This is a genomic window from Arsukibacterium ikkense (assembly GCF_000987775.1).
GTDB classification, from domain to species: domain Bacteria; phylum Pseudomonadota; class Gammaproteobacteria; order Enterobacterales; family Alteromonadaceae; genus Alishewanella; species Alishewanella ikkense.
Map to the genome: position 1 here is coordinate 49,689 of NZ_LAHO01000009.1, position 20,255 is coordinate 69,943.

General features: G+C 52.7%; 15 protein-coding genes. 9 read left to right on the forward strand and 6 right to left on the reverse strand.

Annotation, left to right across the window (positions count from 1 at the left end; genetic code table 11):
- The first annotated feature begins 39 nt into the window (after nucleotides 1–39).
- The 3 genes from parC to rraB are packed head-to-tail and all read left to right on the forward strand — an operon-like array spanning nucleotide 40 to nucleotide 3,526.
- Complete coding sequence (parC, locus tag WG68_RS10225) at nucleotides 40–2,364, forward strand: DNA topoisomerase IV subunit A (RefSeq protein ID WP_046557595.1); 2,325 nt, start codon at nucleotides 40–42, stop codon at nucleotides 2,362–2,364.
- A gap of 42 nt (nucleotides 2,365–2,406) precedes the next feature.
- Nucleotides 2,407–3,150 carry a 1-acylglycerol-3-phosphate O-acyltransferase gene (locus tag WG68_RS10230; RefSeq protein WP_046557596.1) on the forward strand — a complete coding sequence of 248 codons (744 nt, stop codon included), beginning with the start codon at nucleotides 2,407–2,409 and terminating at the stop codon, nucleotides 3,148–3,150.
- Nucleotides 3,151–3,154: 4 nt separating this feature from the next.
- On the forward strand, nucleotides 3,155–3,526 hold the full coding sequence (gene rraB, locus WG68_RS10235) for a ribonuclease E inhibitor RraB (protein WP_046557597.1): 372 nt from the start codon (nucleotides 3,155–3,157) through the stop codon (nucleotides 3,524–3,526).
- Nucleotides 3,527–3,529: 3 nt separating this feature from the next.
- Here rraB and WG68_RS10240 read toward each other — a convergent pair whose 3' ends face one another.
- The 5 genes from WG68_RS10240 to WG68_RS10260 all read right to left on the reverse strand — a co-directional run bounded on the left by WG68_RS10240 (nucleotide 3,530) and on the right by WG68_RS10260 (nucleotide 8,705).
- Nucleotides 3,530–4,255 (reverse strand): substrate-binding periplasmic protein, encoded by a 726-nt coding sequence (locus WG68_RS10240; RefSeq protein ID WP_046557598.1) that lies wholly within the window; start codon nucleotides 4,253–4,255, stop codon nucleotides 3,530–3,532.
- 81 nt (nucleotides 4,256–4,336) lie between these two features.
- A complete protein-coding gene (locus WG68_RS10245; protein ID WP_046557599.1) occupies nucleotides 4,337–6,046 on the reverse strand; it encodes a TIGR03545 family protein in 1,710 nt (569 codons plus the stop codon).
- Between the two features lie 119 nt (nucleotides 6,047–6,165).
- On the reverse strand, nucleotides 6,166–7,257 hold the full coding sequence (locus tag WG68_RS10250; protein WP_046557600.1) for an SO_0444 family Cu/Zn efflux transporter: 1,092 nt from the start codon (nucleotides 7,255–7,257) through the stop codon (nucleotides 6,166–6,168).
- Entirely contained in the window at nucleotides 7,257–7,688 is a 432-nt protein-coding gene (zntR, locus tag WG68_RS10255; RefSeq protein ID WP_046557601.1) for a Zn(2+)-responsive transcriptional regulator, read from the reverse strand. Before zntR ends, WG68_RS10250 begins: the two co-directional genes overlap by 1 nt.
- Before the next feature lie 99 nt (nucleotides 7,689–7,787).
- Entirely contained in the window at nucleotides 7,788–8,705 is a 918-nt protein-coding gene (locus WG68_RS10260) for a permease (RefSeq protein ID WP_046557602.1), read from the reverse strand.
- Nucleotides 8,706–8,877: 172 nt separating this feature from the next.
- On the opposite strand from WG68_RS10260, the gene WG68_RS10265 reads away from it, so the two are divergent.
- The 5 genes from WG68_RS10265 to WG68_RS10285 all read left to right on the forward strand — a co-directional run bounded on the left by WG68_RS10265 (nucleotide 8,878) and on the right by WG68_RS10285 (nucleotide 17,363).
- On the forward strand, nucleotides 8,878–9,216 hold the full coding sequence (locus WG68_RS10265; RefSeq protein WP_046557603.1) for an ArsR/SmtB family transcription factor: 339 nt from the start codon (nucleotides 8,878–8,880) through the stop codon (nucleotides 9,214–9,216).
- Nucleotides 9,217–9,315: 99 nt separating this feature from the next.
- Entirely contained in the window at nucleotides 9,316–10,875 is a 1,560-nt protein-coding gene (locus tag WG68_RS10270) for an amidase (RefSeq protein ID WP_046557604.1), read from the forward strand.
- Nucleotides 10,876–10,977: 102 nt separating this feature from the next.
- Nucleotides 10,978–11,403: a hypothetical protein gene (locus tag WG68_RS10275; RefSeq protein WP_046557605.1), complete on the forward strand. Its 426-nt coding sequence runs from the start codon at nucleotides 10,978–10,980 to the stop codon at nucleotides 11,401–11,403.
- Between the two features lie 55 nt (nucleotides 11,404–11,458).
- Nucleotides 11,459–13,339, forward strand: a complete 1,881-nt coding sequence (locus WG68_RS10280; RefSeq protein ID WP_046557606.1) for an efflux RND transporter periplasmic adaptor subunit — start codon at nucleotides 11,459–11,461, stop codon at nucleotides 13,337–13,339.
- Entirely contained in the window at nucleotides 13,326–17,363 is a 4,038-nt protein-coding gene (locus WG68_RS10285; protein WP_046557607.1) for an efflux RND transporter permease subunit, read from the forward strand. The genes WG68_RS10280 and WG68_RS10285 overlap by 14 nt, the downstream gene beginning before the upstream one ends.
- A 248-nt stretch (nucleotides 17,364–17,611) precedes the next feature.
- On the opposite strand, the gene WG68_RS10290 is transcribed toward WG68_RS10285, so the two are convergent.
- Nucleotides 17,612–19,075, reverse strand: coding sequence for a Na+/H+ antiporter NhaC family protein (locus WG68_RS10290; RefSeq protein WP_152663073.1), 1,464 nt, complete (start codon nucleotides 19,073–19,075; stop codon nucleotides 17,612–17,614).
- A gap of 359 nt (nucleotides 19,076–19,434) precedes the next feature.
- Here WG68_RS10290 and WG68_RS10295 point away from each other — a divergent pair, with 359 nt between their 5' ends.
- Nucleotides 19,435–20,244 carry a THxN family PEP-CTERM protein gene (locus tag WG68_RS10295; protein WP_046557608.1) on the forward strand — a complete coding sequence of 270 codons (810 nt, stop codon included), beginning with the start codon at nucleotides 19,435–19,437 and terminating at the stop codon, nucleotides 20,242–20,244.
- The last annotated feature ends 11 nt before the right edge of the window (nucleotides 20,245–20,255 follow it).

Here is a 20,255-nt window from a genome sequence, read left to right on the forward strand (position 1 = left end):
GACCTTGATCACGACTTTTATCCATAAACAGGAACCGGCATGACAGAAACGGTGTTATCCCACGATGGTGTTGAGCAGTTACCGCTGCGTCGCTTTACTGAAGAAGCCTACCTAAATTATTCTATGTACGTCATTATGGACCGGGCGTTACCGCATATTGGCGATGGGTTAAAACCGGTACAACGGCGCATCATCTATGCGATGTCAGAGTTAGGCCTGTCGCATTTAGCAAAGTTTAAAAAGTCGGCCCGTACCGTCGGTGATGTACTGGGTAAGTTTCACCCGCACGGTGACAGTGCGTGTTATGAAGCCATGGTACTGATGGCGCAGCCATTTTCGTACCGTTACCCGTTGGTAGATGGCCAGGGTAACTGGGGTGCGCCGGATGATCCAAAGTCCTTCGCTGCCATGCGCTATACCGAAGCCAAATTGTCCCGCTTCAGCGAAGTACTATTATCTGAGCTTGGCTCAGGTACCACTGACTGGGCGCCTAACTTTGATGGCACCCTGGAAGAGCCCAAGGTGTTACCTGCCCGTTTGCCGCATATTCTGCTAAACGGCATTACCGGTATTGCTGTGGGCATGGCGACCGATATTCCGCCGCATAATGTGCGCGAAGTGGCCAATGCCTGCGCCGCATTACTGGATAACCCGCTCAGCTCCATTACTGATTTAATGCAATATGTTAAAGGCCCGGATTACCCAACCGATGCCGAGATTATCAGCTCTGCCAGTGATATTGCGGCAATTTATCAGAGTGGCCGAGGCAGCATTAAAATGCGCGCTGTGTATCAACTGGAGGATGGCGAAATTGTGCTGACGGCACTGCCGCATCAAACCTCGGGTGCGAAAATTCTGGAGCAAATTGCCGGCCAGATGCAGGCGAAAAAGCTGCCGATGGTCACTGACTTGCGTGATGAGTCCGACCATGAAAACCCAACCCGTATCGTGATAGTGCCGCGCTCGAACCGGGTTGATATTGAGCAACTGATGCAGCATTTATTTGCCACTACCGATTTGGAACGCAGCTATCGGGTTAACCTGAATATTCTGGGGCTGGACCAACGGCCACGGGTGAAAAACCTGCTGGAGATCCTGACCGAGTGGCTTGTTTTCCGCCGCGACACGGTGCGCCGCCGGCTGCAATATCGCTTAGATAAAGTGCTCGACCGGTTGCATGTGTTAGAAGGTTTATTAATTGCCTTTTTAAATATTGATGATGTGATTCGGATTATCCGCAGCTTTGATCAGCCCAAGCCCGAGCTTATAGCGTTTTTCGGGATAACGGAGCGCCAGGCTGAAGCCATTTTAGAACTGAAATTACGCCATCTGGCCAAGCTGGAAGAAATGAAAATCCGTGGCGAGCAGGACGAGCTGGCCAAAGAGCGCGACAAACTGCAAAGCATTCTAGGTTCAGAGAAAAAGCTGACCAAGCTTATCCGCGATGAACTGCTGGCCGATGCTGAGAAATACGGCGACGAGCGGCGCAGCCCACTGGTTACCCGCGGCGAAGCCAAGGCCCTGAGTGAAAAAGAGCTGTTACCCAGCGAGCCGGTAACGGTAGTGCTATCAGAAAAAGGCTGGGTGCGCTGTGCCAAAGGCCACGATGTCGATGGTAATGCACTAAGTTATAAAGCCGGTGATGCCTTCAAGGCGATGGCCGGGGGCCGCTCTAACCAGCTGGCGGTATTTATCGACTCCAGTGGCCGCAGCTACGCTACTGAAGCGCACGAGCTGCCGTCAGCCCGTGGCCAAGGCGAACCGTTAAGCGGGCGCTTTACTATTGTCGCCGGTGAAACGGTTGACCATGTATTATTGGGCGATGAGAAGCAGGCATTATTGCTGGCCAGTGATGCCGGCTACGGTTTTGTGGCCGAATACAGTGATTTGCTCAGCCGCAATAAGGCAGGTAAAGCGGTGCTCAGCTTGCCGGTTGGCGCTAAAGTGCTGCCCCCTCTGGTCGTGAAACAGCCCGAGACCGATCTATTGTTATGTATCTCAAATGAAGGGCGGATGCTGGTGTTTCCGGTAAGCGAATTACCGAAGCTTAGCAAAGGCAAGGGCAACAAGCTGATGTCTATTCCTTCAGCTCGCGCTGCCAGCCGGGAAGAGTATGTGTGTCAGCTGGCGGTGGTGCCGGCAGCGGGCGGTGTTACCCTGGTGGCAGGCAAACGTAAACTGACTCTGAAAACGGCAGACTTAGCGCATTATATGGGCGAGCGTGGCCGGCGTGGTAATAAACTGCCACGTGGTTTGCAGCGGATTGATGAAGTGCAGTTGCAGCATGGCAGCATGGCTAACCCGGGCGATGACGACAGCAGCAATGAGCCAACTGGCAGTGATCAAACCAGCAATGACAATTAAAGCCGCTATACTGTGCCCCTTTTATTTAGAAGGGGCCTAAGGGTGATAGCTGTCGTTCGTTTAGTATTACTGGCGTTGTTTTTTATTGTCAGCACCCTGGCGGGGCTACTGGTTTGTCTGGTGCGGCCTTTTCATCGCAACAATGTGGCGTTGTTCTCACACTGGTATGGTAGCGTATCCCGGATATTAGGTATTAGCGTTGAGATCCGGCGCGACCCGGCTATCAAGCCAGACACACCCTATGTATTTATTGCTAATCATCAGAATAACCTCGACTTATTTACTATGAGTGGCTCAGTGTTGCCTGGTACCGTTACTCTTGGCAAAAAAAGCCTGAAATATATCCCATTTTTTGGCCAGTTATACTGGCTGAGCGGCAATTTAATGATTGACCGCGATAATAAAGACAAAGCGCTGTCCACTATGCTGGCAGCAGCAGAGCGTATTACTCAGCAAAACCTGTCGGTCTGGATGTTCCCGGAGGGCACCCGCAGTTACGGCAAGGGCTTGTTGCCGTTTAAAATGGGCGCTTTTCATATAGCGCTGGAGGCGAATGTGCAGCTGGTGCCGGTATGTATGAGCAGCACCCACCAGCAGGTGAAGTTAAACCGTTGGAACAACGGCAAGGTTGTTATCCAGATGCTGGCGCCATTAACGCTGACCAAAGAAGACAGCATTCGCCAGTTTGCTAAAAATGCCCGTCAGCAAATGGCGGAACAAATCCAGCTGCTTGATACTGAACTTGGCAACGACTACACTGCCAGCAAAACCCCTGTAAAAGAGTAATATCATGGAAAACTGGCAAGAATTTACTGAAGATACCATCGCCGCCTTGTTAGAAGATGGCAGCGATCCGGATGCGCTTTATACCGTTGAGCACCATTTTTACGACAAAGACTTCAACAAGCTGGAAAAGCTGGCGGTGGAGTTATTTAAGCTCGGCTACGAAGTCACCGATGCCGAAGAAGTCGAGTTTGAAGATGGCGCCAGCGCCTGGGTGTTTGATGCTATTCGGGAGCAATCGCTGGAAATAGAGCCGATAGTGGCCGATGCGATTAAACTGGAACAGCTGGCCAAGAAGCACGGCGTTGAATACGACGGCTGGGGCACTTACTTTGAAGGCGATGAAGCAGACTTTGAGCTGGATGACGACGAAGAGTAATTTCTATTCTTGATAACGCTGCATAATGGCATCTAAGGTGCCATCTTGTTTGCTAAGTTGCAGCGTGCGGTTGAGATTGTCAATGACAGCTTCCGGTACCTGCAGATTACAAGCCATCCACAGTTCAAATACGTCTGCACTGGATGCGACAGGATAAATGCGGATTCCTTTTTGCGCAGCGATGTAAGGGCCACCGACTGAGCCGGCCAGCCATAAATCAATGCGCTTTAATTGCAGCATTGCCAGGTTTACCGGGATTTCGGCAATTCGCTCAATTTTCAAACCCTGCTCCATGCCATAGTCGGTATAGGCATCAGCAGTTTGGCCGCCGATCAGCAGCTCTGCAGCGTCAGCAAATTGATTAAATTTGGGGTGTGCCGGATCGGTCGAAAATAACTGCACATACTCTCTGCTTAAGGGCCCAACCCACTGATATAACTTTTCGCGTTCAGCCGATCTGACGGCAGAAAAGAAGCAGCTATCCGCCTGAGTTTGGGTAAACAGCTGAGCTCGTCCCCATGGCACAATTTCAAAACGTCCGCGCAAGCTAAGTTTATCCAGTAACTGCTGAATAAGCTCGGTGTTAAGCCCTGTTACTTCGTCTTCGCGAGTGAAATTCCAGGGCGCATACTCTTCTGTGTAAATGCGCAGAAAGCTTGATTGTGTGGTTTGGGCAATAGTGTAGCAAGGCCACAGCAAGCCAACCATCAATATCAACGCGTTACGCATAAAACCGCCAAAGTGATAACATCAAAGGGTAAGTAAGTTTAGGCGATACAGCAATGATAGCTACCCGCCTTATGCTGGCGGCTAGCCACCGCCCAAGCGGTCTCGTAGCCGGTCTTTCAGTTTATCGGTAGCTTGATCTTTCACATCAGCCAGCTTGGCATTTAGCATTTGCTCTATATTGCTTTCCAGCGCTGCGGCCTCAGTATCCTGCTGGTTTAACATGGCCAGCCAGTCAGTTTGGCCGCCCAATTGTTGTTGCAATTCGCTGTCGAGCTTACTGCGTAACTCAGTTTGCAAGGCCGCAATTTTCTGTCTGGCTTCGCCAAGCAGGGCGTCACCAAGCATACTGTCTAATGACGAGCGGATGGTCACTTGCGGCCTGGAAACTAAACCTTTGGCTGCAACATCCAACGGTATTTGGGTTTGCTGATTGAGCAGGCGCACCAGCTGATCCAGATAGCGGTTACCGGTGTCAGCAAAATTAGCATTTTTTAGCAGTACCTTGGCCTGTTGCATTAACTGATCATCTGTAAGCGTGAGCGAGCCACTGGCACTGAACAAACCGGCCAGTAGGGTCAGCGTTGTTTGCTCAGAGCCCAGCGTCAGGTTGTCCAGCGCCATGTCTTCCAGTTGCCAGTTAAGGTTTGTGATCATTTGCTCTAAAATGGCAAAGTCACCATTTAATTTAAAGGTATTGAGCTTGGGCAGGCCAGCAACATCAAGGGTAAAGCGGGTAGCCACGTTATTGATTAGCCGATGCTGAGTGGTGATATCCTGCACGTTGATAGTACTTTCAGTGCCGGCCAGTAGCAGGTGCAGTCGGGCTTGTTTTATCCAGAAATCCGGATAGGGCTGGTTAGGATCAAAGGGTTTTGCCGGCTCTGCCTCGCTGTCTTGCTGTAAATAAGGTTTAGCCATCTGATACAGCGCTTCAAGTTTCTGAATTTCGCGGGCCCAGACATCACCGAGCAAAATCTGAAAAATGGGTGCCAAGCCACCGCTTTGAATATTTGCCAGTTGCTGCAATTGTTGCCAGTCTTGCTCAGTGGCGTTGCGTACCCCCTTTACGGCCTCACTTAACGCATCGCGGCTTTGTTGCAGGCTCTGTTGCAGTTGGCTTAGCTTGTCGCGCTCGCTGCGCAGTTGTTGTTGCAAGGCATTGAGCTGTTGGGTTTTTGCCGCCAGATCAGCGGCACTACTAATCTTGCTTTCAGTAAGGTTTTGTACGCTGGCCTGAAATTCGGCTAATTTTTCAGCCGTCGGCAATTGCTGGCGCAGCCCGCTAAGCTGCTGCTGTTGGCTGTTTGCCAGCTGCTTCAGCTTTTCACCCTGTTGCAAGGTTTGCAGATTGGCCCGTGCCAGAATAGTTGCGGCACTGGGGATCTCTACCTGCAGTAGCGATGCTAAATCAAGTGCATTGTCAGTGGGTTGCGGGGCCCGATAAACCTTGCCCGCTTGTTGTCGCTGGCTGCCATAGGCCAGTTGTTGCACCTCCAGCTCTTCGACAATGTAATATCCTTTTAACGCTGGCCAAGGGTCAACCCGGGCATAGGCCTGGCTAAAGCTGATACTATTAAAATCAGGTTTCGCTGGATCGGTTAACTGCACCCCATTAATTTGCAGCGATACCGGCAGTAAACGTAAAGCGACGCTATCAATGTTAACTTCGGCGCCGGTGACTTGTTCCAGCTCACTTTTTAGTGCGCTTTTGACGATACTGTTCGCCAGCAGATATGCCACCAGTAAGATAACGATGATGCTCGCCGGAACTAACCATAGTAACTTTTTCATTCGCATGTCCTTATTAGCACTGACAAAGATAATCAGGAGTATTGATAAGCTTCAGTTTAAAGTAAAATCTCACCACCTACACTTATTATGGTATTTATCTGGGTTTTGGTTTCCTTTTATTAGCGTGCAGCCAATAAACGGTGTTTTTGTTGCCACTGTTGCCAGATTATCCGTAAGATTAACGCGCAAAGCAGCAGGGCCGCACTGAGCTCCAGCCAGCCGGGTAACACAGAGTGCTGATGTTGTAGCGCGCCTTGCACCGAAATATCAAAGTACGCCAGGCTCTGATCCAGCAACCAGCCAAACAATACCGACATCACTATTACCCCAAACAAGTATGCCGCTAATGCGCGTTTACCCAGCTCTTTATACACCACACTAATGGTCGCGATATTGGTGGCCGGACCGGCCTGCATAAACACCAGCGCCGCGCCGGGCGAAAAGCCCATCAGCATTAATGCCGCAGCAATCGGGGTGGAGGCGGTGGCGCAAACATACATTGGCACTGAAATCAGCACGATTAACAGCATGATCCAGATGCTGTTACCGTACTGCGCCAGGGCGTTCATCGGTACCAGGGTTTGCACCAGGGCAGCAAAAAACAGCCCGATCATTAACCACAGATAAAAATCACTTAACAGCTTGCCAGTGCTGTAGCTTAAGCCGTCTTTGGCCTGTTGCCACAACGACAGCTTGGCTACAACCGGCTTTTTGCTGGCGCAGCAGCTGGTTTTTACCGGCTCACTGACTATCGGCGCTGCTTTTGTGGCGCAACAGCTTTTTATCGCAGGTGCGTCAGGCTCAGGTTCTGCGGTGGCTTTACCAACTAACAAACCAGCGGTAATGGCGCTTAAAATGGCTGCAATAGGCCGCACTATGGCCATCACCGGCCCGAGTAGCACATAAGACACGGAAATAGAATCGACGCCGGTTTCCGGGGTAGCACTTAAAAACGCCACTGTTGCGCCTTTGCCTGCACCACCACGACGCAGTTGCATGGCGGCTGGGATCACGCCGCAGCTGCACAGCGGTAGCGGTGCACCGAACAGGGCGCCTTTGAGCACAGGTTTTATGCCCTCACCGCCAAGTTGCTGCTGCAGCCAGCTCATCGGCATCCAGGCCTTCATCACGGCGGCAACCAGCAAACCGACTAGTAACCAGGGAGCTGACAGCACAAACAGCTGCCAGAAGTTATCAATAAAACTTAGCATCAGCTGTGCTCCATGTGGCTTTCAGTAACGATTTGGCCTTGCTCCAGCGCGGCCAGGATGGAGCATTCAGTGGCACTGGCAGGCCCGCCACAGCAGGCGTTGTCCAGTTGCTTAAGCGCCTGATAAAACTGCTGCAAGCCGGCCATTTGCTGCTGGATCTGCTGCATTTTCTGCTGCACTTTGTCTTTTACATCAGCGCATTGCCACTGGCTTTTGTTATCTTCAATCTGCAGCAATTCGGCAATTTGCTGTAAACTAAAACCGACGTTTTTGGCGCGCAGAATAAAGGCCAGCCGCTGGCTGTCGGCTTCTGTGTACAGGCGATAACCTGCTGCAGAGCGCGCGCTGGGGCATAGCAATTGCTGTTTTTCATAAAAACGGATGGTATCAACACTGATCTTATGACGTTTTACTAACTCACCAATCTTCATTGGCCTGCTCCTGTTGCCTGCATTTATGCTGTTATAGACAAAGTATAAACCCTTGAGCTTACTCCAGAGTCAAGGGTTAATAAAAGATCGTCCTGTTATTCAGCCAAGGCTCAATTGAATGCTGCAGCCGGTTAAGATAGCCGTGCCCAGTACCACCAGCACAAAGGCAAGCATCAGTGGCCATTGAAAAATCCGCTTTAATATAATCATTTCTGGCAGGCTGGCACCAGCGCCCCCAATGGTCAGCGCCATCACAGTACCCAGGCTAACGCCTTTGGCTACCAGGGTTGCGGCCAGCGGTAACATGGTGCTGGCCCGCACGTAGAGTAAGATACCGCTAAGTGCCGCGGCTGGGATCAGCCACCAGGGGTTGCTGCTAGCTAACCCGGCCAGCAAGGACGCAGGGACATAGCCATGAATTACCGCACCCACGGCAACGCCCAGCGCGATATGCGGTAAAAAGCTGCGGGTTTCCTTAATCGCGTGTTGCGCCAGCCCTTTAAATGACCAGCCAGGGGGAGGCGACATACTGTCTTGAGCCGCACCGCAGCAACTGTTGGCCGGCTGTGGCAGAGTGACATAGCGCTGAAAATTGAGGGTTTGCAGGATAACACCACTGCCAATCGCTACAGCCAGTACTGCCACGCTGTATATCAGCAATAACTTAAAGCCAAAAATTACCCATAACATCGCAATTAAAAATGGATTCAGCAGCGGTGAGGTAAACAAAAAGGTCATCACCGGGCCAAAGGCTGCTTTTGCCCGCAGTAACCCCACCATCATCGGCAGCGTCGAGCAGCTGCAAAAAGGGGTAATGGCACCGAGCCCGGCGGCCAGCATATAACCGCTTTTGCCCGACAGTAACGCCTGCACCCGGGCTTTGGGGATTTTTAATTGTAGCCAGCTAACCAGCATGCTGATCAGCACAAATAACAGCACCAGCTCACTGAACACTATGACAAAGAACTGCGCACTGTTATACAACGCGCTTTGACTAAATGAGGTAAAGTCCAACATAGTTCACTCCTTAATTTTGTTATTCCGCAAATATCGAAATATAAGCTGTTTAAAAAACCCTCGCGGGCCGATTATTTCTATAAATGTGGAAGTATTTTATTTCGGCAAATATGGAATTGTCAATATGCTTCGATAAATATAGAATGATTTTATTTGCAGACAGGAGTAAGTGATGGAACTTGAATTGGCCGCATCCCGCCTGGCCGAGCTGGGACACAGTACCCGGCTGGCGATTTTTCGTATTCTGGTGAAAGCCGGCCGGCAGGGCTTAAGTGTCGGCGATATTCAGCAACAACTGGATATTCCCGGTTCAACCTTGTCACACCATTTAGCCAGAATGATAAAAGTAGACTTGCTGCAACAAAGGCGCGAAGGCCGAACCCTGTATTGTCAGTTACAATTTGCAGTAGTGGAAGCCTTACTGGGCTATTTGTATGCCGAATGCTGCGTTGCCGATGGCCAGCCTTGGCTAACAATGTCCAATCTGGCAGGCGCTAAATCAGCTTGTTGATGCTTTTGCGAACAACTGACGGTCGCGTGCGACGAAGGGTAACGGGAAAGCCAAGTAAAACGGTTACGATAAGCTTTGGCTAATAAATAAGGAATAGTGATGCGTCATGTTTTGTTAGGGCTGTGCTTACTGTTAGCGGCGGCGGGCTGCAGTGAGACTGTGCCCGGGGGGGAACCCAAAGCAGATTTTAATCCAGCCTGGTTATCAGCTGGCGCAGCCCAGCAGGCGCTGGCGAGCGGCGAGCTAAGCTCTGAACAGCTGGTGACGTACTACCTGCAGCAGATAGCGGCAAATAATAATGCGGGTTACCGGTTGGCCGCCATTAGCGACATTAACCCCGACGCACTGGCCCAGGCCAGGTTGCTGGACGAGGAGCGTCGCCAGGGCCAGCTGCGCTCAGCGCTGCATGGTTTGCCCGTTGTGTTAAAGGCCAATATCGCCAGTCTGGACAGCATGCCCACTACTGCCGGCGCACTGGCGTTACAAGGCCATCTGACGCCGGCGGATGCCGAGCTGGTCAGTCAGTTGCGCTTGGCCGGTGCTATTATTCTGGCCAAAACAAATTTATCTGAATGGGCTAATTTTCGTGGAGAAAAATCGGCCAGTGGCTGGTCAGCCTTAGGTGGCCAGGTGCGTAATCCGCATTTACTCAGCCATACGCCCTGTGGCTCAAGCTCAGGCTCAGCGGTGGCCGTTGCGGCCGATTTAGCACTGCTGGCGGTGGGTACCGAAACTGACGGTTCGATTATGTGCCCGGCCGCCATCAATGGTATTGTTGGCATTAAACCCACCCGCGGCGCGGTGTCCGGTAAAGGTATTATTCCAATAGCCGAGGCGCAGGATATTGCCGGGCCCATGGCCAGAACCGTGTATGGTGCAGCGTTGCTCCTGGATGCGCTGCTTACGCCGGCGGCGCAACAACACTTTAGTACGCCATTAAGTCAGGCTGCAGCGCAGGCCAGTGCAGCTAAAAAGGTGCTGCTGGTAAGGGCCTATGACAAACAGGATGCAGCGTTGGTACCCATGCTGGATAAACTGGCCGCCGAGCTCAGTGCACAGGGTATCGAAGTGGTTAGCACTGATAAGTGGCAATTGCCGGCAGAGCTGTATCAGGCCGAGCTTAAAGTGCTGGTGTATGAATTTAAGCGCGACCTGGAACGCTGGTTGACCGAGTATCAGGCACCAGAGGCGGCGAGTACGCTTGAACACATTGTGGCATATAACCGGGTACAGGGTGAGCGGGCGCTGGCGTTTTATGGTCAGGAATATTTAGAGCAGGCAGCGGCTATCGATCTTGCCGCCGATTATGCCGGTTATCAACAAGCGTTAACCAGCAGCCGGCAACTGGCGGAAGCGGCGTTAGATCAGTATCTGCGAGAGCAGGGTTTTGATGCGATAATTCTGCCCTCTTACGGGCCAGCCTGGCCCATTGACCATGTAAACGGTGATGCCTTTAACTTTGGTACCTCAACTGCCGCTGCGGTGGCGGGTTATCCGTCAATTACGTTGCCTGCGGGTTACAGCAGCATTTTGCCGTTAGGCGTGAGCCTGGTTGGCTTGCCCTGGTCAGAGCCTGAATTATTAGCGCTGGCCAGTTTACTGGAACAGCAACTGGCGGCTTACCAACGGCCCGGGTTCGTGACAGAGCTTACTGATTAACCGCCAAAATGGCTGGGTTTTGACATCTTTGCCGCTGAGGCGTAAGCTTAGCGGCAATTGCCTCTGGCAAACCTGACTTATACGGCAGCTGATACAGACCCTATGTTAAGCACTCTGGTACAACAGCAAAAACACTGGACTATCCCGTTGATGGTCAGCCTTGCTTTGTCCTGGTGTTTACTGCTGTGCGCTGGTTTAGTGAATCAGGCCCATGCTGAGGTAGCAGAACATTCGCAAGTTCCCACTTCAGTACTGACAGAAAAAACACCTCCTTGCCATAGCCAGCAAGCGCAAACCAATATGGATGCAGCCGAGCTGACAGCCCAGCATGATAATTGCTCCGGCTGCGATACTCAGGCCACCCAGCTTGATCCGCTGTCGCTACCGGCTCTGGTGCTGCTGGTAAGTTGGCTGCATATTACCGAAATCTGGCCAAGTAACGAACCTGTTAATAACTGGTTTGCGCAGGCGCCCCCGCCTCGACCCTCGGTTCCGTTATATTTACGGAAAAACCTGCTGCTGATTTGATACCTGCCACGCTCGCTACGGTGGTTTTCGGTTTCTTAATCGCAGAGGTTTTTCTATGTTTCACCCGCTTAAAAACAGCATGCTGGCCAGTGTGCCAGCGTTACTATTACTGCATAGCACGGCGTTGGCTGCGCCTGCCCAGCCACATCAGCATGACCATACCCAGCATGGCTCAGTGCAGCAAAGCCAGGTCGCACGGCAGAGCCCAGTGCAGCAGCTATCTGCGGCAAATCAGCAAGCTGCTGTGTACACTTGTTCGATGCACCCGCATGTTCGATCCGAAAACCCCAATGATCGTTGTCCGATTTGTGGTATGGCGCTTATTCCGGTAACCCCAGACCAAGCAGAAAATCACTCTGCTGGCCTATCTCCTGGCGAGCTTAGATTAAGCCCGCGTGCCTATGCGTTGCTGCAACCGGAACTGACGCCGGTGCGCCGGCAGCGGGCCGAGGGTAGTATGGCGCTGGTCGGGATGCTGGCAGCCGATCAAAGCCGTCTGAAAACCATCAGTGCCTGGAGCTCTGGTCGGATCGACCGGTTTTATCTCAGTAGCAGCGGGGTGGATGTGAAAGCCGGCCAGCCGATGGTGGAAATTTTTAATCCTGATTTAATTGTTATTCAACAGGAGCTGGTGCAGGCCAAGCAACTGGGTACGGCCAGGGGCAGCAGCTTAGCTGCTGACAGTACCCTGGCGGCGGCCAGGCGGCGGCTGCGCTTACTGGGGGTGCCTGCAGTACAAATTGAGTCTATTTTACAAACTGAAACCCTGCAGGATACGGTGACTATCAGTGCGCCGGTATCGGGCCGGGTGCTGCAAAAACTGGTGAATGAAGGCGCTTATGTCAGTGCCGGCCAACCGCTGTTTACGGTACTTGAGCTGGATAAAGTCTGGCTGGAACTGGAAGCGTTTGAACATCAGCTGGCCGCTATTTATCCAGGCCAGGCGCTAAGCGTGGAGTTACTGGCACTGCCGGGTGAGCAGCTGCAAGCCGAAGTATTATTGCTGGAGCCGGTGGTCGATGCCAACCGGCGTACGGTGCGGGTGCGGGCGTTACTCGATAACCCAGAGGGGCGCTTAAAACCCGGTATGCTGGCCCGCGCCAGGTTGTTGACTAGTTTGGATGATGCCTTGCTGATCCCGGTATCGGCAGTGCTGCAAACCGGCAAGCGGGCGCTGGTGTATGTGCAACGGGCTGCAGACACCCCGACTTTCGCTGGCCGTGAAATTACCCTCGGCCGACGCTTTAACGGCCAGTATCAGGTACTCTCCGGCCTTGAGGAAGGCGAACTGGTGGTCACTAAAGGGGCGTTCCGGCTGGACAGTGAGCTGCAAATTCGTGGCCTGCCGAGCATGATGGCGCCGGATGGCGTAAGTGCTGATCCGCATGCCGCACATTTACCTGATAAAAGCCCTGTGCAAAGCAATGTTAAAAGCCAAGTTAAAAAGACAGTAAAAACGACCACTCAGCAGCCAGCGCAGGACGATTTTCGTTTAACAGCAGCGGCAGAGGCGGCATTACTGGCTGCGTATCAACAGGCGTATCTGGCACTAACGGTAGACGATTTAGCCGGCTGGCAGCAGGCTATGGCAGTGTTCTGGCAACAGGTGGCGGCTATCGCCTGGCCGGATAATTTCCCTGGCATAGTGCGGGCACTGAATGCAGGCGCTGACAACCTGCAGCAAGTGACCAGCCTGGCTGAGGCCCGGCAACAGTTTTACCGGCATAACCTGGGCTTATTGAGGCTGGCCGAGCTTGGCGTGCTGGCTGCTGGCTGGTATCAGGCGTATTGCCCGATGGCCCGCGCTGGCGAGGGCGCTGCCTGGCTGCAACCGCAAGCTGAGCTGCTAAACCCCTATTTTGGCCCTGCCATGCTGCGTTGCGGCGATATTCAGCACCGCTTCGACCCTAAGGAGCAAAATCATGCCGGCCACTGAGCAAAACGTGAAGTCAGGGTTTGATCGGCTGCTGGCTGGTTGCCTTAAGCAGAAATTACTGGTGTTGTTATTCAGTGGCTTGCTGTTAATTGTCGGGGTTGCTTATGCGCCTTTCGGTTGGCACACCGGCATGCCACTTAACCCGGTGGCGGTGGATGCTATTCCCAATCTTGGTGAAAACCAGCAAATTGTTTTTACTGACTGGCCTGGCCGCTCGCCGCAGGATGTGGAGGATCAGCTTAGTTATCCGCTTAGTGTCGCCTTAATGGGCGTACCGGGCGTGAAGGACGTGCGTACCCTGTCGATGTTTGGCTTCTCCAGCATCGCCGTTATTTTTGATGAAGGTATTGAGTTTTATTGGGCGCGCAGCCGCTTGCTGGAAAAACTGGCCAGTTTACCGGCCAATACCCTGCCTGACGGCGTGCAACCTGCGCTCGGGCCCGATGCAACCGCACTGGGCCAGGTGTTCTGGTACACCCTGGAAGGCCGCGACCCTGCCGGTAACCCTACCAGCGGCTGGGATTTAGAAGAAATACGCTCGGTGCAGGACTGGTATTTACGTACCGGCTTACTGGCGGCTGAAGGCATCAGTGAAGTCGCCTCTATTGGCGGTTATCAACGTGAATACCAGATTGAGGTAGACCCGGACTTGCTGCGTATTCATCAGGTCCGTTTCTCAGAGGTGACGGCGGCGGTAATGGCGGCTAATCTGGATGTCAGTGCCGGCAGCCGCGAAATTAATGGTGTTGAGTACCTGATCCGTGGTGTCGGTTTTATTAAAAGCTTGCAGGATATCGAGCAGGCGGTGGTGCGCCTGGCGGTGGATCTGACTCCTATCCGGGTGGCCGATGTGGCCCGGGTGCAGTTCGGGCCGGCTGCCCGGCGTGGTGCGCTGGATGTCAACGGCGCTGAAGCCGTCGGTGGCGTGGTCACAGTGCGCGAGGGCTATAATCCGCGCCAGGCCATCAGCAATGTCAAACAACGCTTGCAGGAGGTAAGCCGCGGCTTACCGGCTAAGGCCGTGATTGACTGGCAGCACACCTCGGTGGCTGAGGTGGATGCTTTTGCCAGCAACCGGCAACTGCCAGCGTGGCAGGGGCGGGATGATGCCGTGCAACAGGCCTGGCAGGCCTATTTACGCAGCGAGCCGCCCCAAGCCTGGCCTGCCTGGTTAACCTTAAGCCAGCTTACCGTAGTCCCCTTTTATGATCGCAGTGAGTTAATTGCCGAAACCCTGGGTACCCTGCAGGATGCGTTAACCCAGCAGTTGTTGGTTACCATGGTGGTGGTACTGGCGATGCTGCTGCATTTACGGGCAGCGCTGGCGGTTAGTTTAATGCTGCCAGCCGCCGTGCTGCTTAGCTTTATTGCGATGAAGTGGCTGGCTATAGACGCTAACATCGTCGCACTGGCCGGTATTGCCATAGCTATTGGTACCATTGTCGATATGGGCATTATCGTCAGTGAAAACCTGCTACGGCAGCGTCAGCAGCGACCTGAACTGGGTGCTGCGCAGGCGGTGCTGCTGGCCGGCAAAGAAGTCGGGCCGGCTATTCTCACTGCCATTAGCACTACAGTAATCAGCTTTTTACCGGTATTCACCATGACCGGCGCCGAAGGCAAACTCTTTGGTCCGTTGGCCTACACTAAAACCTTTGTGTTGCTGGCGGCGGCGTTACTGGCTTTAACGGTACTGCCGGTGCTGCTGAGTGTGTTATTCAATTGGCGCAAGCAGGATGTGGGGCGCGGATGGCGGCACTGGCTACTCAGCAGCCGGCGCTGGTGGCTATTAGCGGCATTAGTGGTGCTGTGTATCTGGCTGGGCTCAGCGCTGCTGTGGCTGGCTACAATACTGTATGCACTGGTGCTGCTGTGGCAACAATATAAAGCGCCGTTACTGGCCTGGCTTAGCCTGCAGTGGCCGGCTTTTGGCCACTATCGCAGCCGCTGGCAGCAGCTTGCTGGCCGCTTACCGGTATCGGCCTGGCGGCTGGGCCATGGCTTACTGGTAGTGGCGGTACTGCTGAGTGTGGTCACCTTGCTTAGTCAGGTCTGGTTGCCACTGGGGCCGATGCAAGGCGCCTTGGCGAACTGGCGCTTTGTGCTTTTGCTGCTGGCTTTGGTGCTCGGGTTTTTCTTTGTTTTTCTGTGGGCTTACCCTACTTTACTGCAGGGCTGTTTACGGCTGAAGTGGTTATTTCTGCTGCTGCCCCTGTTGTTGGTGGGCTATGGTGCTACCGTCTGGCTTGGCGCGCAGCATACCCTGAGCTGGCTGCCGGCGCTGTATAGCCGGCTTGGGGGGGATGCCGATCAGTTTCAGCAATCAGAGAGCTGGGTTCATTTAAGCCACCGTTATCCCGGCCTGGGTCGCGAGTTTATGCCGGCGCTGGACGAAGGTGCTTTTTTGTTAATGCCAAGCCTGATGCCGCATGCCTCGATAGCGGAAGCGCTGGCGGTACTACGGCAACAAGATCAGGCCATTGCGGCTATACCCGAAGTGCGTACAGTAGTGGGTAAAATAGGCCGGGCCGATACCGCGCTCGATCCGGCGCCGCTGGGGATGATTGAAACGGTGATCCAGTATCACGGCGAATTTAAAACCGATGCCAATGGCCGGCGGTTGCATTTTCGTTTTGATAAGAGCAGCAATGACTTTGTGCGTGATAATGCTGGCCAGCTAATTGCCGATAGCGGTGGCCGGCCTTATCGGCAGTGGCGCGAGCATATTACCTCGCCAGATGATATCTGGCAGGAAATCGTGCGGGCGGCGCAGTTACCGGGGGTAACCTCGGCGCCGAAACTGCAGCCAATAGAAACCCGCCTACTAATGCTGCAAACCGGCATGCGGGCGGCGATGGGGGTGAAATTGTCGGCGCCGGATCTGGCCACGCTCGGCCAGCTAGCGCAGCAACTGGAGGCGATACTGCGAGAGGCGCCTGGGGTGCAGCCTGCTTCCGTTAACGCCGAACGGGTAGTTGGCCAGCCTTATCTGGAAATTCACCCCGACCGCGACGCCATTGCCCGTTATGGCCTGAGTATGCAGCAAGTGCAACAAACACTGGCAAGCGCTATTGGTGGCATGGATGCCGGGCGCTCGGTTGAAGGGCGCGAGCGTTATGGGATTACCGTACGTTATATGCGGGAGCAGCGCGATACGCTGGAGCAGCTGGCGGAGATCTTAATTGATACCCCGGCCGGTTACCCGATACCGTTAAGCCAACTGGCTGACATTCGTTATCAGCGCGGGCCGCAGATGATCCGCTCGGAGAATACCTTTTTAACTGCTTATGTGACTTTTGGCAGCCAGCCTGGCTGGGCCGAAGTAGACGTGGTCGAAGCGGTAGCGGCCTATCTGGACAAGCAGCAGCAAGCCGGCGACTGGCAACTGCCAGCAGGTGCCAGTTACAGCTTTGCCGGCAGTTTTGAAAACCAGCAACGGGCGGCCACCACCTTGTTATGGGTGGTGCCACTATCATTACTGCTGATTTTTATGCTGTTGTATCTGCAGTTCCGCCGGGTTAGTAGCACGCTGATTATTTTCAGCAGCATCGCCGTTGCCTGGGCTGGTGGCTTTATTATGCTCGACTGGTTTGCGCAAAGCTGGTTTTTAAATGTCAGCCTGTTCGATACTAACCTGCGCCAGCTGTTTCAGTTGCAGTCGTACAATTTAAGCATCGCGGTATGGGTGGGGTTTCTGGCGTTATTTGGGATTGCGGTGGATGATGGCGTGGTGATGGCCAGTTATCTGAAACAGCAGTTTGCTGATGCCAGGCCGGCAAACCGCTCTGAGGTAAGAGAATTAGTAATGCAGGCCGCCATGAAACGCATTCGCCCTTGTCTGATGACCTCGGCTACCACCATACTGGCGTTGTTGCCGGTGTTAACCGCTACCGGCCGTGGCGCTGATTTAATGATCCCCATGGCGATACCAACCTTAGGTGGCATGCTGTTTGTGCTGCTAAGTGTGCTGCTGGTGCCGGTATTGTATTGTGCGGTGGAGGAAAGGAAATTGCGTACGAAATAAAGGGGTTCAACTGCAATACCCCATTTGGCTTGCCACAGCAACTCGTTCGAGCTGACGCCCTCACTCAGACACTCTGTGGCAACCAAATCGGGTTTCCAGTCTCACGCTTAAGCCCGAAAGCGAGAATCGGATTACCCTAAGCCGACCGTTGAAGCCCTGGACGGGCGGAAACGAGCCCCCAGGGATGGGTTCACGGCGTGTCGGCGTGGGTAATCCGGTTTGAAGCCTCTGCCAAATAGCTTCAAGTATCAGGCAAGTGCTACAAAGCCAAAAAAGGCAATAATCGCTGCCAGCAACGCATAGGGGAACTGGGTTAGCGCGTGGCTCATCAGGTTACAGCCTGAGCCTTGCGCGGCCAGCACCGTCGAGTCACTGTAAAAACAGGCCTGGCTGCCAAACGAGCTGGCCGATAACAGCGCGCCTATTACCATTGGAATATTGGCATCTACCGCTATCGCCAGAGGCATCACTATTGGAATAGACACCGCAAAAATACCCCAGCTGGAGCCGGTCACAAAGGCCAGCAGCGCCATGGCTATAAATACCAGTGCCGGTAACATCTGCGCTGTCATATAAGGCGCCAGATTTTCAATCACATACAGCGGTAAGCCTAACTGATCGCAAACATCTTTAAAGGTAAAGGCGGCAATTACCGTACAAATGGCCGGCAGCATGGTTTTAAAGCCATGCATCATCAGCTCCATCATTTCGGTAAATGGCATTAAGCGTTGTGCCATATACATCGGGATAGTTACTATAAAGGTCAGGATCAGCGCCGGCCAGATTTCGGCTTCAAACCAGATAGTAAAGCCAATCAGCATCAGCATCGGCAGCAAAAAGTTATACAGCTTGCCGCCTTTCTTATCAGAGGCATCAAATTCCTCTTCAAAGGCATCCACGGCAAAATCATCGCTGGTATGCGTATGCGATGCTGCCGTTTCCGCTGGGGCATCGACATTGCCACTGGACATTTGTGCCGCAAGTTCGGCTTTTTTCATTGGCCCTATTAACGGTACCACTCCTAAAATCACCAGTGGCACTAAGATCAGTGCCAGCCAGGCGTAAATCATGTACGGAATGGCTGAGATATAGGTTTTAATGCCGTTTGGGTCGGTGTCCGGTGCTATGCCATTGGCCACCAGTAAGCCGCCAAAAAAGATGGCCCAGGTAGAAATGGGCACCAATACGCACATCGGTGCAGCGGTAGAGTCGACCACATAGGCCAGCATTTCGCGCGATACTTTGTATTTGTCGGTAATGCGCTTCATGGTTTCGCCCACTGTCAGCGCATTTAAATAATCATCAATAAAGATAATTAAGCCCAGCAAATAAGTCATAAACAGCGAGGGTTTGCGGCCACTGGCATACTGCTGAGCCATGCGCCCAAAGGCAAAGGCACCACCGGTATGCACCAGCAGCGCTATTAAGGCACCAAAGCCACCACAAACTAAAATTAACCAGCCGATGGTTTCATCCTGCATCACCCGCACTGAGGTTTCGCCTAAATTAAATAAGGCGTCAGTGGGGGAGATCAGTAATAAGCCGGCAGCGGCGCCCAGCACTAACGCCAGAATAGGGCGTTTCAGCCAGATAGCGAAGGCTAGCACCACCAGGGCAGGGACTAAACTTAGTGCACTGGGTGCAATAGCGGCCGCTTCGACCGCCGCAGCCACAGGTTCGGCAATACTTTCCAAGGCGTTATCTGCTGACATTTCTTCTTCTCAAGTAACACTCCGGCAGGCCGGAACAAGGTTGTTAAACCGTTGCAGCAGATATCTCAAGGCAACGGAGCGCTGGTTAATAGTGCTGGTTTCAGTAAGTTAAAAACCAGTTGGCAATAATATCAAAAAATTATTTTTCTACCAGAAAATTGTCTAGCGCGCATATCAGGCTTAGTGCACCTGCCAGGGAATAGCGTGTTATCTGTCATAAAAATTTACAGAACTAGCGAGGCGTTTACATAAATGCCAATAAAAACAGTGAATTAAAAATTGGCCTGGATAATGCTTTATATATTGGGAAAGCGAATACTAGCGGTTGTTCGCCCGTTTGTTCCAACAAGGAGATTATTATGAACAAATTTTACAAAGGTATGTTGGCGGGTGCCGCACTATTGGTCGCGCCATTTACTCAGGCAGCAGTGATTGAATGGTCTTACACCGTTACGATTGAATGGACAGGTGCTAATTTTACTAACGGCGGTGCTAACGCTAACGCTATTCAGAACGACACTTTAATTAGCTGGGGTAATGCGGCGGGTGATCATACCGACCCAACCCAGAATGCGGCAAATTCACGTAGCGGTCTGGAAATCAGTGATTCACCGGCAAATGGTTTTGTGTTTACTAATGACATGACGCCATCGCCAACCAATACCATTACTCATTACAATAATGCTATCAGTAACGTGTATGACACTTTAACTGTTGCTACCTTACTGGCCACGCTGAATTTAACGCCAGTAAACCCTGCGGGCCCGGCAGCGCCGGAATTTACCACTAATTTCCAGGTAAGATTTATTGAAACGCCGAATACCGCACCTTGTGGTTTTCCGGTAGATACGGTGTGTGATGATATCTTTGTGCTGGAATTTGGTGCCTTAAATACCGCCTTTGAGTATGACGGTGTGATGTACTTTGCCAGTATTGTTGAATTATCTGGTAACTTAACTGCGCTGCCAAATGCCACCTGCGCCGCAGCGGGTGCAGCTAATGGTTGTTTAGGTTTCACCACGCCAGAGAGAGCTTTCACTCCGGCTCAGTTTGGTTTCTTAATCACCACTCGCCCAGTTAACGTACCAGAGCCAGCGATGTTAGGTATGTTTGGTTTAGGCTTGTTAGGTTTAAGAGCTTTCGGCCGTCGCCGTTTAGCAAAGAAATAAGCAGCTTATCT

What these genes read in the sequence shown, in the direction of transcription:
- WG68_RS10270 (WP_046557604.1), top strand. Translation starts at nt 9,316, where the DNA reads ATGCGTCATGTTTTGTTAGGGCTGTGCTTACTGTTAGCGGCGGCGGGC.
- WG68_RS10275 (WP_046557605.1), top strand. Translation starts at nt 10,978, where the DNA reads ATGTTAAGCACTCTGGTACAACAGCAAAAACACTGGACTATCCCGTTG.
- WG68_RS10260 (WP_046557602.1), bottom strand. Translation starts at nt 8,705, where the DNA reads ATGTTGGACTTTACCTCATTTAGTCAAAGCGCGTTGTATAACAGTGCG.
- WG68_RS10240 (WP_046557598.1), bottom strand. Translation starts at nt 4,255, where the DNA reads ATGCGTAACGCGTTGATATTGATGGTTGGCTTGCTGTGGCCTTGCTAC.
- zntR (WP_046557601.1), bottom strand. Translation starts at nt 7,688, where the DNA reads ATGAAGATTGGTGAGTTAGTAAAACGTCATAAGATCAGTGTTGATACC.
- WG68_RS10265 (WP_046557603.1), top strand. Translation starts at nt 8,878, where the DNA reads ATGGAACTTGAATTGGCCGCATCCCGCCTGGCCGAGCTGGGACACAGT.
- WG68_RS10245 (WP_046557599.1), bottom strand. Translation starts at nt 6,046, where the DNA reads ATGAAAAAGTTACTATGGTTAGTTCCGGCGAGCATCATCGTTATCTTA.
- WG68_RS10285 (WP_046557607.1), top strand. Translation starts at nt 13,326, where the DNA reads ATGCCGGCCACTGAGCAAAACGTGAAGTCAGGGTTTGATCGGCTGCTG.
- WG68_RS10290 (WP_152663073.1), bottom strand. Translation starts at nt 19,075, where the DNA reads ATGTCAGCAGATAACGCCTTGGAAAGTATTGCCGAACCTGTGGCTGCG.
- WG68_RS10250 (WP_046557600.1), bottom strand. Translation starts at nt 7,257, where the DNA reads ATGCTAAGTTTTATTGATAACTTCTGGCAGCTGTTTGTGCTGTCAGCT.
- WG68_RS10295 (WP_046557608.1), top strand. Translation starts at nt 19,435, where the DNA reads ATGAACAAATTTTACAAAGGTATGTTGGCGGGTGCCGCACTATTGGTC.
- rraB (WP_046557597.1), top strand. Translation starts at nt 3,155, where the DNA reads ATGGAAAACTGGCAAGAATTTACTGAAGATACCATCGCCGCCTTGTTA.
- WG68_RS10280 (WP_046557606.1), top strand. Translation starts at nt 11,459, where the DNA reads ATGTTTCACCCGCTTAAAAACAGCATGCTGGCCAGTGTGCCAGCGTTA.
- parC (WP_046557595.1), top strand. Translation starts at nt 40, where the DNA reads ATGACAGAAACGGTGTTATCCCACGATGGTGTTGAGCAGTTACCGCTG.